Consider the following 12,639-nt stretch of genomic DNA (forward strand, 5'->3'; position numbering starts at 1 on the left):
CGGCTAATTTCAAGATGGAATAAAGCATGTCGCGCAAAACTATGCGGCGGTTTGGCGATAACGGCATGCGTTTGAGATAAGGACCTAAAGCGCGAGGAGCGATCTGAAAGATCGCGACGCGCTATCAGTGCGAGACACGCGTGGCGCGACGAAGGCGCTGATTGGCATAGAGCCCGATCACGAAGAGCATGAGGCCGCCATTATAGCCGAGCACGGCATAGACGAATGCCAGAAGGGACACCGGGCCGGGCGAGGTTATCGCCGCCAGCGCGAATGTCATTCCGATCAACGCGGCGACCAACGCGATCACGCCAGCCGAGCGCATTTGCCCGGCGCTGATGCCCAATGCTGCTGCTGTAAGAATAATCATTTCAGCACCTTCCCAGAGATAACGAGGGGAAGCATAGGAAGCGCCAACTAACAAAGATTTACCGGCGGTCCTCGCCGAAAAGCCTTTGTATTGCGGTGGTTAGCAATCCCTTTCGGGTAAAACGCACATTCTAACTATCCGTTCCGCAACAAAACGGATTTACTCGATTTTGTTGTTTGTTCGCCCGGCTGCAACGAGTGCATGTGCAGGATGCGTTGAGACGAGCGCGCTTGATGCAGTGGCGACGAACGCCTCCCACAACGATTTCAACGGCTGGGAAAACCGATCCCAAAGCCCGTGCCACCCTTCCTGTTTCCAGCGGATGGACATAGAAAGAGGGGATGAGCAACGTCTTCGACGGCGATTCGCCGACCAACCTTGCCGAATATTCGGTTTCGGAGCTTTCCGGCTCGATCAAGCGCACCGTCGAAACCGCCTTCGACCAGGTTCGCGTGCGCGGTGAGATCTCCGGTTACCGCGGGCCGCACTCCTCGGGCCATGCCTATTTCGCGCTGAAGGACGATCGCGCCCGCATCGATGCCGTCATCTGGAAGGGCACCTTCTCGCGGCTGAAGTTCCGTCCGGAAGAGGGCATGGAAGTCATCGCCACCGGCAAGGTCACCACCTTTCCGGGTTCCTCGAAATATCAGATCGTCATCGAGACGCTGGAGCCGGCCGGCGCCGGCGCGCTGATGGCGCTGATCGAGGAGCGCAAGCGCAAGCTTGGCGCCGAGGGTCTGTTCGATGCCGCCCGCAAGAAGCGGCTGCCCTTCATGCCGAGCGTCATCGGCGTCGTCACCTCGCCGACCGGCGCCGTGATCCGCGATATCCTTCACCGCATCTCCGATCGTTTTCCCGTGCATGTCCTCGTCTGGCCGGTGAAGGTTCAGGGCGAAGGGTCCGGCGAGGAGGTGGCAAACGCCATCCGCGGCTTCAACGCGCTGGAACCTTCAGGCGCCATCCCACGCCCGGATGTGCTGATCGTCGCGCGCGGTGGCGGCAGTCTGGAAGACCTCTGGAGCTTCAACGACGAAATCGTCGTGCGTGCTGCGGCCGAAAGCCGGATACCGCTGATCTCGGCCGTCGGGCATGAGACCGACTGGACGCTGATCGACCATGCCGCCGATGTCCGTGCGCCGACGCCGACGGGGGCCGCGGAAATGGCGGTTCCCGTCAAGGCGGAGCTCGAGGCGCAGGCCGCCGCTCTTGCCGCGCGCCTGCAGGGCTGCATGAACCGGCAGATGGATCAGCGCCGCCAGTCGGTGCATGCTCTGATGCGGGCATTGCCGTCGCTCGATCAGCTTCTCGCCTTGCCGCGCCGCCGTTTCGACGAGGCGGCAACCGGTCTCGGCCGCGGACTGGAGCTCAACACCATCAACAAGCGCCGCGGCTTCGAGCGCGTCGCCGCGCATCTGCGCCCCGATCTGCTCGCCGGCCGCATCGCCGAGCGCCGCCAGACGCTGAACGAGCGCATGGTCCGGGCCGAGCGCATGGTCGAGCGGCTGATCGACCGCTCGAAATCACGCGTTGACCGCGCCGAAGCCATCCTCGCCTCACTGCCGGCCCGGCTGAAGACCCAGACCGACCGCGGTCGCGAACGCCTCGGCAATCTTTCGCGCCATGCCGATACGGCAATCCGCCACCAGCTGATCCGCGCGCGCGCCGAGCTTTCCGCGCAGGACCGCGTGCTGCAGTCGCTCTCCTATAAGAATGTGCTGAAGCGCGGCTACGCCGTCATTCGCGATGAGGATAACAGGCCGGTCTCGCAGGCTGCTCACCTCTCTGCCGGCACGGGCATCGCCATCGAATTCGCCGACGGCCGTGTCGGCGCCATGACCACGGAAGGCGGCACGCCGCCGACCGGTGCCAAGAAGCGTAGCGTAAGACCCGCAGACCCGCCGAAGCAGGGAAGCCTTTTCTGACGATGCGGATCCTGCTGGTGCTTGCCCATCCGCTGGAGGATAGTTTCGCCGCTGCCGTGGCAAGGACCGCGCGCGAAGCGCTGGAAGCCTCCGGCCATGTCGTCGATCTGCTCGATCTCTATGCCGAGAATTTCGATCCGCGTCTTTCGAAGGCTGAGCGCGGCGGCTATTTCGACCAGCCCTACGACACCGCAGCCGTAGCCGATATCGTTGCCCGCCTGAAGGCTGCCGATGGCCTCATTCTCGTCTTTCCGCAATGGTGGTTCAATTTCCCCGCCATCCTCAAGGGCTTCTTCGACCGTGTCTTCGCTCCCGGCGTTGCCTTCAGCCATGATGCTGCGGGCGGGCGTATCGTGCCGCAGTTGACCCATATCAGGCTGCTCTATGCGCTGACGACGACAGGCTCGCCCTGGTGGCTGGTGCGTCTCTATATGGGCGATCCGGTGCGCCGGCTCTTGAAGCGCGGCATCGCCGCCTTCTGCTCGAAGCGGCTGAATTTCAAGATGCTCAACCTGCACGACATGGACCGCGCCACGGATGCAAAGCGCAGGGCGCATCTCGATCGCGTGCGCAAGCTGCTATCGGCGATCCGCTAGCATGCTGCCGGGGCTGGACGGTCTCCTCCTGAAGTGTGATCCACATCGCCTCGAAGGATCACCTGAGGCACAGGCGTTCTCCAGCCTCATACTCAGCACCCCGCAGGGCCTCGAAGGACGAGGCTGGCCGCCGCGCCGGCTCCAGCAAGGCCATGATGCTTGTCAGCGTCTGGCTCAGTCAGCGCACGACGATGCCGCTTAGGCCCATTCGCCCTGCCGCATCACCGCAACCCGCGAGCCATCCGGCTTGAGGCCGTCGATATCGACCTTGTCCGAGCCGATCATCCAGTCGATATGGATCAGGCTGGAATTGCCGCCCTGCGCCTTGATCTGTTCCTGGCTCAGTGTCGCGCCATCGAGGAAGCATTTGGAATAGCACTGGCCGAGCGCGATGTGGCACGAGGCGTTTTCGTCGAACAGCGTGTTGTAGAACAGGATGCCGCTGGCCGAGATCGGTGAGGAATGCGGCACGAGCGCCACCTCACCGAGCCGGCGCGCGCCCTCGTCGGTATCGAGCACCTTGTTCAAGACCTCTTCGCCGCGCGAGGCCTTGGCCTCGACGATGCGCCCGCCTTCGAAGCGCACCTGGATATTGTCGATCAGCGTGCCCTGGTGCGAAAGCGGCTTGGTGCTCGACACATGGCCTTCGACGCGCAGCGCGTGCGGTGTGGTGAACACTTCCTCGGTCGGGATATTCGGATTGCAGGTGATGCCGTTCTTGGCGGTGGACGCGCCGCCATGCCATTCATGCCCGTCGGCGAGGCCGATCGTCAGGTCGGTGCCCGGTCCCTTGAAATGCAGCGAGGCGAAGCGCTCGCCGTTCAGCCAGGCGGAGCGCTTGGCAAGATTGGCATTGTGTTCGGTCCAGGCGGCGACAGGATCGCTGACATCGACGCGCGAGGCGGCAAAGATCGCCTTGGCGAGCTTGGCAATCGCGATCGGTTCCGGATCGTCGGGGAAGACCACCTTGGCCCAGGACGGGTTGGGATAGGAGACGATGTTCCAGTTGATGTCGAAATTCGAGATCTTCTCCAGCGCCGGCTTATAGGCGGTGGAGTTGGCGCGATTGGCGCGGCTGACCTTGCCGGCATCCTGCTCGGACAGCAGCATCGGATTGTCGCCGGCGATCGCAAGACGGGCCGCCCCGTTGGCATAGGCCTTGGCCATGCCCTCGTAGAGCCAGCCGGAGGCGCGGTCGAAGCTCTCGTCGCTGCCATATTGATAGCGCGCCAGCGTCGTTTCCTCGTCGGAATAGAAGACGCTCACCAGCCCGGCGCCGGCCAGATAGGCATGTTTGGTGATCAGGCGAACGAGCGGCAGCGCCACGACAGGCGACGTGATCACCAGATCCTGACCCTTCTGCAGCTGCAGCCCGACTTTGACGGCGACTTCCGCAAGCTTTTCCAGCTTGACGGGATCAACGGTGTTCTGGCTCTGGGGCATGAAAGTCATGGTTCAACCTGCCTTCTGTCATCGACGGTGTGAGGCTGGAAGACTTAGACCCGTTTGCGGCGAAAATGAAGCGCTCCGCTGCCGAATTGAAGCGGCCGGATTAGATGTCCGGCCGGCTGGGTGGGCGGGCTTTAAGCGGCCGCAGGCAGCCTGAGCAGGATCGAGTTATGCTTCTCGAGAAATTCCGTCAGCCGTTGCGAATAATCCGCGCCAACGGCGGCCTGGACGCTCGCCCGCTCGGAGAGCGCCTTGCGCCAGCGCGCCACCCGCTCAAGCCCTTCGAAGATGCCGCTGTCGCCGAGCGTGTCGAAGAGATCGAAATACCGAAAGACCGGTGCAAAGACAGCATCGACGAGACTGAAGTCGTTGCCGGCAAAATACGGCCCATCCGTCAGCACGTTCTCGACAGTCGCGAACTTGGAGATAAGCGACTTGCGCTTGGCCTCGAGTTGCGCGGCATCCTGCGCCGTCTCGTAACCCCAGAGATCGGAAAGCACGGATGAGCCGAATTCCATCCAGCCGCGATGGCGGGCACGCGTCAGCGCGTCTTTCGGATGCAGCGCGACGCCCGGCTGCGTTTCCTCCAGATATTCGCAGATGACGCTGCTTTCGAACAGCACGGCCTGGCTGCCGTCTTCCTCCTCGATCCGCAGCAGCGGCACCTTGCCGAGCGGCGAGATCTGCAGGAACCAGTCGGGCTTGTCGGCAAGATCGATGTTGATGCGCTCGAAGGGCACGCCCTTTTCGAGCAGTGCGATCGCGGCGCGCTGCACATAGGGGCAGAGATGATGGCTGATGAGGGTAAGCTTGCTCATGGCGGTCTCCTTAGCAATGACGATAGATGTAAATGCATCTAATATCGCTTGCGGCGGAATTCAAGATAGATGTAATTGCATTTATGTCTGAAGAAATGCCGAATCCGAGCGAAGCGGTCACCTCTGCCTGGACGAGCATCATGCGCGCCCGCGAGCGGCTGCTCGCTGCGATCGAAGCCGACCTGAAGGCGGCCGGCATGCCGCCGCTTGCGTGGTATGACGTGCTTTGGGAATTGGCGCGCTCGCAAGATGGCATGCTACGCCCCTACGAGATCGAAGAGCGGACATTGCTGGCTCAGTATAATCTTTCCCGGCTGATCGATCGGTTGGAAAATGAGGGCTTAGTCCGGCGCGAGGCCTTCGCTGAAGATGGGCGCGGCCGTTGGGTGGTGATCACTGATGCCGGCCGAAAGCTTCGCGAGCGCATGTGGACCGTCTATGCCGGATCGATCGAGACCCATATCGGCTGCAAGCTTGCCAAAAACGAGGCGAAGACGATCGCCGGCCTGCTCGACCGCTTCCTCTAGATTCGACTGTAAGAGCATGATGCCATCCGAAAACCGCCTACACTTTTCGGCATCATGCTCCGATCAGGCAATCATCGGCGCGGCGACAGCCTTCAGCGCCTTCAACGCATCCTTCGGATCGAGCCGCACCTGCAGCCCGCGCTGCCCGCCATTGATATAGACGAGCGGTTCGCCAAGCGCGGCCTCCTCGATCGCCGTCGGCACGGTCTTCTTCTGGCCGAAAGGGCTGATGCCGCCGACATGATAGCCCGTCAGCCGTTCGGCATCGGCAGGCTTCATCATGTTGGCCGATTTGCCGTGAAAGGCGCTGGCGAGCTTCTTCATGCTGACCTCGCGATCCGACGGCACGACGACGCAGACCGGTTTGCCGTCCACCTCCGCCATCAGCGTCTTCAGCACGCGATGCGGCGCTTCGCCCAGCGCTTCTGCCGCCTGCAGCCCGACGCGCTCGGCATTGGGGTCGTAGTCATAGGTATGGACCGTGAAGGCGATGCCCGCCTGCGAAAGAAGCTGTGTCGCGCGCGTGGTCTTGGACATCTCTTTCCCTCGTGAGTTCACTCGGCCGCCTGTCAGCCGCCGAAGGCACCGGCGTAAATCTCCGGCTTGAAGCCGATCAGCAATTTCCCCTTTGCCTCCAGCACCGGCCGCCTGATCATCGACGGTTGGTCGAGCATCAGCGCGATCGCTTTCTCCCGGGTGAGGTTCTCGCGCTCCGCATCGGGCAATTTGCGGAAGGTGGTGCCGGCGCGATTGAGCACGGTGTCGAGGCCGGCCTGGTCGATCCAGGCTTCGAGATGGGTGCGGTCGATACCGAGCGCCTTGTAATCATGAAACTCATAGGCGACGCCGTGTTCTTCCAGCCAGTTGCGGGCCTTCTTCATCGTGTCGCAATTCTTGATGCCATAGATGGTGATGGCCATGCCCGATCGATCTCCCTGTGATGGCGCGAGATAACATGCACGAAGGCCGGCGCAAACGCCGTGCGACGTTTTATCCCCCGAGCGCCTCGACGATCGAGGCAGACAAAGCCGGCCTGTGGCTCAATTCTCCAGCGTGCCGGCCTTGCGCGAAGCCTTGCTGGGTTCGTCGCAGGCGATCTTCATCAGGTCGCCGCGCCGCCGCACCAGCCGGTCGGATGTTCGTGTCAGGATCAGCCCATCCTGCGGCGCGGTGAGCTCGATGCTGCCGCCCGGCTGCCCTGGCCGGGTGATGATTGTCACTAGGCGGTCGCCTTCCGCAATCCTCTCGCCGATATTGCGATGAAAGAGCACGGCTCCGCCTTCCGGAGCGCGGATGATCTCGACATTGTCGAGCGGCACGGCCGGACCGGAAAATGCCGTTGCCGCCGGCTTTTCGTCACCGACGATCCCCCGTGCCGCGAGGAAACGCCAGAGCCCGTCGGCGTCTTTTTTCGCCAAGACCGGATCGACGTCGCGCTTGCCGCGCAGCTCGACGGTGACGGAGAGTCTGCCGGGCAGCTCGAATAGGCGTTCGCCGGGAACTTCATATTTCCATGCAAAGCCGACGGCCTCCTCGAAGGCCGAGCTTTCGCCATCCGAAAGCAGCACGGCCCCCATGTCGAGTGCAGCGGCGAGATCGGCCGCCTCCGGCCAGAAGGCCTCGTCGATATAGGCATATTGCAGCGATTCATCGTCGCAATGCAGGTCAAGCACGAGATCGGCCCCGAGCGCCAAATGCAGCAGCTGTCGCTTCAATCTGTCGGTAGCCGGATAATCGTCGAGGTCTTCGATCAGCGTCGGGCGATCGGCCAGGGAGATTAGCGGAAAGTCCCGGTTGAAATTGGTGCGCGAACCCAAGTCGAAACGGCCCTGCAATTCGCCGAAATGCGATTGCGCCGCACCGATCGGATTGGCCTGCGGCACGATGGTGATGTCGCCCGCGATCTCTCCCTGGTTTTCTGCCTGCCGCAGCCTTTCGCAAAGGAAATGCAGCAGCACCGTTCCAGGCAGCTCGCCGGCATGCAGTGCCGCCTGGATATAGGTCTTCGGCGCCTTCGGATCGCCGCCCTTAAAGCGCAGCACCGGCAGCCGCCACTCCGTTCCCGATGTATCGCCGGGGATGATGATCTCTGAAACGTCCATGCTGATTTCGCTTCCCGTGTGCAACACCTGAACGAGCTTTATGCGCAGAAGCTGGGCAAGCGCAAGCCGCGGCCAAGGGCATCAGCCTGCCTTAACCGAGCAGTGGCCAGCGATCGATAATCCGATGTTCGGCTTTTCCGAGAACACTGTGGATGAGCAGGAACTCCGACGCCGTCCATGAAACGGGTGTGTCGAGGGTCGTCGGCGGCATGGCTTTGCGGTCGTAGAGCAGCGTCATATGTGGCGTGAAATCGCGGCTGATATTGTGCCGCAATCCGGCATTGTGCATGCCGACGCCCAGTTGGACATGCACCCGGGTGAGCGGTTTCCGTCCGCCCTCGCCGCAAAGCACAAGCGCTCGCGCCTGCGGGAATCGCATGATCCGGTCAAAGGTCATCGCGAATGGCGCACTCTCGACCGTGGCGCCGGCCTGTCGTGCCGCGAAGACCACATCCTCCGGCAGCTTCGGATAGTCACCGACCCAGATGATCGACACATGCAATGTCGTCAGGCGCGGCATCCCGGAAAGGGAGAAGGCTCGACGATAGTCATCGGCGATTGCGACCGCCTGCTGCTCGACGGCATCAGGAGGACAGAGCGCAAAGAAAAGTCGGTGTCCGCTGACGTAGCTTTCGTTCCGCCGTCCGCGACCATTTTTGTCGTCTCCGAATTCGAAGGGCATCTGGTTCATAGAGTTTCAGGTCGTCATGACCCGCCTCGTCGTTTTCAAAACGCGACGAAGATACTCTGCAAGGAAGCAACATCAAGAACAAAAAGAGAACATAATTTCCCGATAGGCTCGGCGTCACACTCATCCGAACCGTCGCCCCAGGAGGGGCTGACATGGAGGTTCGGGCGACGGTGCGGGGCGCATCGCGATCTTTCCTGAAAGCCCGGCGCGCGCAAGAAACGGGTTGAAACAGCGGCCGTCCCATACGATTTTGAGGGCAATCGAAAACGCGGAGGCTGTGTCATGGCTGAGACCATACACCACTATCTCATCTTCGAAACCGCAGGTGGTTTCTGCGGCATCGCCTGGAGCGACGCCGGCATCACCCGCTTCCAACTGCCGACCAAATCAGCGGAAGCGACCGAACGGCTGCTGTTGCGCCGCCTGCCGGATGCCGAAGCCGGCGCACCGACGCCTGCCGTGCTGGAAACGGTCGCCGCCGTGAAACGCTACTTCCACGGCGAGGAAACGGATTTTTCCGGCGTCGAACTCGATCTTGCCGGCCAGGATACCTTCTTTCGGGATATTTATGCGGCGGCAAGGCGTGTCGGCTGGGGCCGCACCACCACCTACGGTGCGCTGGCGAAGGAACTCGGCGTCGGGCCGGAAGCCGCCCGCGACGTCGGCCAGGCGATGGCGAAGAACCCGGTCGCTCTGATCATTCCCTGCCACCGGGTGCTTGCGGCCGGCGGCAAGATCGGCGGCTTCTCCGCTCCCGGCGGTTCGTCATCGAAGGCCCGCATGCTGGAGCTCGAAGGCGTCAACCTCGCCCCGCCGCCGCCTGCCCAGCAGTCGCTGGGGTTTTAGGCGGCGGAGACTTTTTTCGTTTTCCGCAATTTCCGGCAAAATCGCTTCGCGCTTTGCCTGGCAAAACCGCTCTACACTTTTGCTGGAATTGCTTTGGCGGGGTCTCAGCCGATCAATGCGGGCTGGCTGTCGGCCGGATGATGATCTCGCTGACATCGACGTCGTCAGGCTGGCTGACGGCGTAGAGGATCGAATTGGCGATGGCCTCAGGGCTGATGGTGATCGCCCTGAAAGCCTTCATGGCGTCCCGCGCGGTCGGATCGGTGATCGTCTCGGCCAGTTCCGATGTCGTCGTGCCGGGAGAGATGACGGTCACGCGGATACGATCGGTCTCCTGCCGCAATCCGTCCGAGATCGCCCGCACCGCAAATTTCGTCGCGCAATAGACGGCGGCCGTCGGCGAGACGCTGTGGCCGCCGATCGAAGACAGGTTGATGATCTGCCCTGATCCCTGCGCCTTCATGATCGGAAGCGCCGCCGCGATGCCATAGAGAACGCCCTTGATGTTGACGTCGACCATCCGGTCCCACTCCTCGACCTTGAGAGCCTCGAGCGGCGACAGCGGCATGACGCCGGCATTGTTGACGATCACGTCCAGCCGGCCGAATTCGGACCTGGCAAAGCCCGCGAAGGCCTCCACCTGGGAACGATCGGTGACGTCAAGCTTTCGCAGGCGCACCGACCCACCCTTTGCCGCGATGTCGCCTGCGAGTTCCTCCAGCCGCTCGGTGCGGCGTGCGCCGATCACGATATGGGCGCCTGCGGCAGCCAGCACCTTTGCCGCCGCCTCTCCGATGCCGCTGCTGGCTCCGGTGATGGCAATGACTTTTCCTTCGATATCAGACATTTCAAGCTCCATTTGCACGCCGCTCGCCTGGCGATGCGACTGAGGTTTCTTGGTATTCAGCTGGGGAAATCGGCGCTGAGCGTCGTCTCCGCCCAGGCGTCGAAGTTTGCGCGCAGCGCATCGAGCCGTTCGCGGGCGATCTTCAGGGCAGGTGCGCCGAGCAGCAGGCGCAGCGGCGGTTCGTCCGCCTCGAACGCCGATATGATCGCGGTTGCCGCGCGCGCGGGATCGCCCGGCTGGTTGCCGGAGATCGAGCGGGTGGCCTGGCGCCGCTTGCCGGATGTTTCGGCATAGTCTTCGATGATCGTGCGGGATTCGACCATCGACCGGCCGGCCCAATCCGTGCGGAAGGCGCCCGGTTCGAGGATCGTCACATCGATGCCGAGCGGCCTGAGCTCATGGGAAAGCGATTCCGATAGGGCTTCGACCGCGAACTTGGTGGCATGGTAGTAGCCGGTTGCGGCAAAAGCGACGAGCCCGCCAAGTGAGGAGACGTTGAAGATATGCCCTTGCCGGCGTCGGCGCATGCCCGGCAGAACCTGCTTGGTGACATCTATCAGTCCGAAGACATTGGTCTCGAACTGGGCGCGTATCTCGGCATCGTCGCCCTCTTCGATCGCCGAGAGGTAACCGTAGCCGGCATTGTTGACGAGGACGTCGATCGCACCGAAATGCGTTTCGGCGTCACGAACCGCGCCGGCGATGGAGCGGCTGTCTGTCACATCGAGTGCAAGGGCAAGCGCGCGGTCGCCGTGTTGTGCCGTGAGATCTGCCAGGGTCTCGGGTCTGCGCGCTGTAACAGCGGCGCGCCAGCCACGGGCCAGCACGGCTTCGGCGAGTGCCCGGCCGAGCCCGGACGATGCGCCGGTGATGAACCAGATGGGTGTTGGGGAAGACATGATCGTCATCCTTTCCGGCCGGCAAACGCGGCCTTCTCCTGTGTGGTGTTGCCTTTCAGGCGGTACGTCATCTGCGCCGAAGCACCATGCCGCCATGATGGAGGGTATCGCCGTCGACGAAATCGCCGTCGGCTGTGAAGCCCGTGTCATCCCAATATTCGATGTGGCTTCCGGTGACGTCGTAGCGTCCCCGGTAGGCGCTTTCCCGGCTGCCACGGGCTTCGTCGTAACGACCATTGGGCAGAAGTTCGTGGCGGACGCGGCCATCATCCGTTACCCACATGCCGACATAGGGATGTTGCTGCATCGTGTTCTCGCTTGTTTGTTGCTGCTGATCTCGGTCGTTCACGGCATCGGTGGCGGACGAACTGGTCGCCGTGCCAGCCAGAGTGACCGCCGTGAAAAGCTGCAGGACCGGGCTTTTGAAAATCCTTCGCATTGCCTTGCCTTTCGAAGCCTTGCGTTGATCTCGACTTGAAAGATAGCGTGCCCATCTGCGACGATTAAGTTGCTAATCCAGGATGCCTTGGTTAGAAATGCTAACCAATGGTCGACGATCTCGAAGGCATTTCAGTCTTTCTTGCAGTGGCGGAGGCGCGGAACTTCCGGCTCGCCGGCGAGCGGCTTGGCGTCACCCGCTCCGCCGTCAGCCAAGCCCTGCAGCGCCTCGAGGATCGGGTCGGAGTCGCCCTGGTCCAGCGCACGACGCGCAGCGTCAGCCTGACCGAAGCCGGCGAAGTGTTCTTCGACGCGGTTCGTCCATCGCTCCGCCAGGTCAAGGATGCGATGCAGACGGTAAGGGAAATGCAGGCGCGCCCGAGCGGCCTGCTGCGGATCACCGTTTCCTCGATCGCCGAGAACTTCCTGTCCGGCACATTGCTGGCCGGCTTCATGGAAGCTTGCCCCGACATCAAACTCGATATCACCATCACCGATGACGAATTCGATATCGTCGAAGCCGGGTTCGACGCGGGTGTCCGGCTCGGCGAAGTGATCGAACAGGACATGATCGCGATCTCCGTCTCCGAAGAGCAGCGACAATGCGCGGCGGCATCCCGCAGCTATCTCGAGCGCCGCGGCCATCCCCGCCATCCCCGCGAACTGCAGGGTCATGCCTGCATCGGATGGCGGCCACGCCCGGATACGGCGCCTTATCGTTGGGAGTTCACCGAGAATGATCGCGACTTCGACGTCTCCGTCGATCCCACTGTTACGACCAACGACATGGGAATGATGATCCGCATGGCCTGCGCGGGAGCAGGCATCACCTTCGGCATGGTGGAGACCTTCCAGCCCTATATCGAACGGGGCGAACTCGTGCCGCTGCTGGAGGACTTCTGCCCGCCCTTCCAGGGCTTCTATCTCTACTATCCCAGGCGCCAGCGACAGCCGCTGAAGCTGCGCGCATTGGTCGATTATGTGCGGAGATTTGACGGGCGCCAGATGTGATCCGTGCTTCTGGCAACGAACTGGTTCAGGCTTGCCGGCCTATCTCAAAGCCTGCGGCAAATAATTGCGTCATCACACGATCGCGATGAACGCCTCTCCAGTTGCGATCTTCGATCGCGAGGT

The 12,639-nt window shown here is 62.3% G+C and carries 15 protein-coding genes; 5 read left to right on the forward strand and 10 right to left on the reverse strand.

The genetic code is table 11. From position 1 onward, the window contains the following. Window positions 1-124 precede the first annotated feature (124 nt). Entirely contained in the window at window positions 125-370 is a 246-nt protein-coding gene (locus C3Y91_RS06885) for a hypothetical protein (protein WP_018069953.1), read from the reverse strand. 341 nt (window positions 371-711) lie between these two features. Here C3Y91_RS06885 and xseA point away from each other — a divergent pair, with 341 nt between their 5' ends. Beyond that, window positions 712-2,292, forward strand: coding sequence for an exodeoxyribonuclease VII large subunit (gene xseA, locus C3Y91_RS06890; RefSeq protein ID WP_018069954.1), 1,581 nt, complete (start codon window positions 712-714; stop codon window positions 2,290-2,292). Window positions 2,293-2,294: 2 nt separating this feature from the next. Beyond that, window positions 2,295-2,888 carry an NAD(P)H-dependent oxidoreductase gene (locus C3Y91_RS06895; RefSeq protein WP_130662675.1) on the forward strand — a complete coding sequence of 198 codons (594 nt, stop codon included), beginning with the start codon at window positions 2,295-2,297 and terminating at the stop codon, window positions 2,886-2,888. 198 nt (window positions 2,889-3,086) lie between these two features. Here C3Y91_RS06895 and C3Y91_RS06900 read toward each other — a convergent pair whose 3' ends face one another. Further along, window positions 3,087-4,340, reverse strand: coding sequence for an aminopeptidase (locus C3Y91_RS06900; protein ID WP_018069956.1), 1,254 nt, complete (start codon window positions 4,338-4,340; stop codon window positions 3,087-3,089). A 131-nt stretch (window positions 4,341-4,471) separates the two neighbouring features. Then, window positions 4,472-5,155 (reverse strand): glutathione S-transferase family protein, encoded by a 684-nt coding sequence (locus tag C3Y91_RS06905; protein ID WP_018069957.1) that lies wholly within the window; start codon window positions 5,153-5,155, stop codon window positions 4,472-4,474. Between the two features lie 83 nt (window positions 5,156-5,238). Here C3Y91_RS06905 and C3Y91_RS06910 point away from each other — a divergent pair, with 83 nt between their 5' ends. After that, entirely contained in the window at window positions 5,239-5,682 is a 444-nt protein-coding gene (locus tag C3Y91_RS06910; RefSeq protein ID WP_018069958.1) for a MarR family winged helix-turn-helix transcriptional regulator, read from the forward strand. 63 nt (window positions 5,683-5,745) lie between these two features. On the opposite strand, the gene ybaK is transcribed toward C3Y91_RS06910, so the two are convergent. The 4 genes from ybaK to C3Y91_RS06930 all read right to left on the reverse strand — a co-directional run bounded on the left by ybaK (window position 5,746) and on the right by C3Y91_RS06930 (window position 8,475). Further along, the gene (gene ybaK / locus C3Y91_RS06915) at window positions 5,746-6,219 is read right to left on the reverse strand and encodes a Cys-tRNA(Pro) deacylase (RefSeq protein ID WP_018069959.1); all 474 of its coding nucleotides are present in this window, start codon (window positions 6,217-6,219) and stop codon (window positions 5,746-5,748) included. Between the two features lie 32 nt (window positions 6,220-6,251). Beyond that, window positions 6,252-6,602: an ArsC family reductase gene (locus tag C3Y91_RS06920; protein ID WP_018069960.1), complete on the reverse strand. Its 351-nt coding sequence runs from the start codon at window positions 6,600-6,602 to the stop codon at window positions 6,252-6,254. Between the two features lie 120 nt (window positions 6,603-6,722). Further along, the gene (locus C3Y91_RS06925; protein WP_130822904.1) at window positions 6,723-7,784 is read right to left on the reverse strand and encodes a M14 family metallopeptidase; all 1,062 of its coding nucleotides are present in this window, start codon (window positions 7,782-7,784) and stop codon (window positions 6,723-6,725) included. Window positions 7,785-7,875: 91 nt separating this feature from the next. Then, entirely contained in the window at window positions 7,876-8,475 is a 600-nt protein-coding gene (locus C3Y91_RS06930; protein ID WP_130822906.1) for a 2'-5' RNA ligase family protein, read from the reverse strand. Between the two features lie 282 nt (window positions 8,476-8,757). On the opposite strand from C3Y91_RS06930, the gene C3Y91_RS06935 reads away from it, so the two are divergent. After that, complete coding sequence (locus C3Y91_RS06935; protein WP_018069963.1) at window positions 8,758-9,321, forward strand: methylated-DNA--[protein]-cysteine S-methyltransferase; 564 nt, start codon at window positions 8,758-8,760, stop codon at window positions 9,319-9,321. A gap of 112 nt (window positions 9,322-9,433) precedes the next feature. Here C3Y91_RS06935 and C3Y91_RS06940 read toward each other — a convergent pair whose 3' ends face one another. From C3Y91_RS06940 to C3Y91_RS06950, 3 genes are read right to left on the reverse strand one after another with little or no spacing between them, the layout of a single operon-like run. Further along, window positions 9,434-10,168 carry an SDR family oxidoreductase gene (locus C3Y91_RS06940; RefSeq protein ID WP_020397416.1) on the reverse strand — a complete coding sequence of 245 codons (735 nt, stop codon included), beginning with the start codon at window positions 10,166-10,168 and terminating at the stop codon, window positions 9,434-9,436. 56 nt (window positions 10,169-10,224) lie between these two features. After that, complete coding sequence (locus tag C3Y91_RS06945; RefSeq protein WP_018069965.1) at window positions 10,225-11,076, reverse strand: oxidoreductase; 852 nt, start codon at window positions 11,074-11,076, stop codon at window positions 10,225-10,227. 58 nt (window positions 11,077-11,134) lie between these two features. Next, a complete protein-coding gene (locus tag C3Y91_RS06950) occupies window positions 11,135-11,506 on the reverse strand; it encodes an Atu4866 domain-containing protein (RefSeq protein ID WP_075225611.1) in 372 nt (123 codons plus the stop codon). Window positions 11,507-11,613: 107 nt separating this feature from the next. Between C3Y91_RS06950 and C3Y91_RS06955 the strand changes: the two genes are divergently transcribed. After that, on the forward strand, window positions 11,614-12,516 hold the full coding sequence (locus C3Y91_RS06955; protein ID WP_130673437.1) for a LysR family transcriptional regulator: 903 nt from the start codon (window positions 11,614-11,616) through the stop codon (window positions 12,514-12,516). The last annotated feature ends 123 nt before the right edge of the window (window positions 12,517-12,639 follow it).

The organism is Rhizobium ruizarguesonis, assembly GCF_012349115.1.
GTDB classification, from domain to species: domain Bacteria; phylum Pseudomonadota; class Alphaproteobacteria; order Rhizobiales; family Rhizobiaceae; genus Rhizobium; species Rhizobium ruizarguesonis.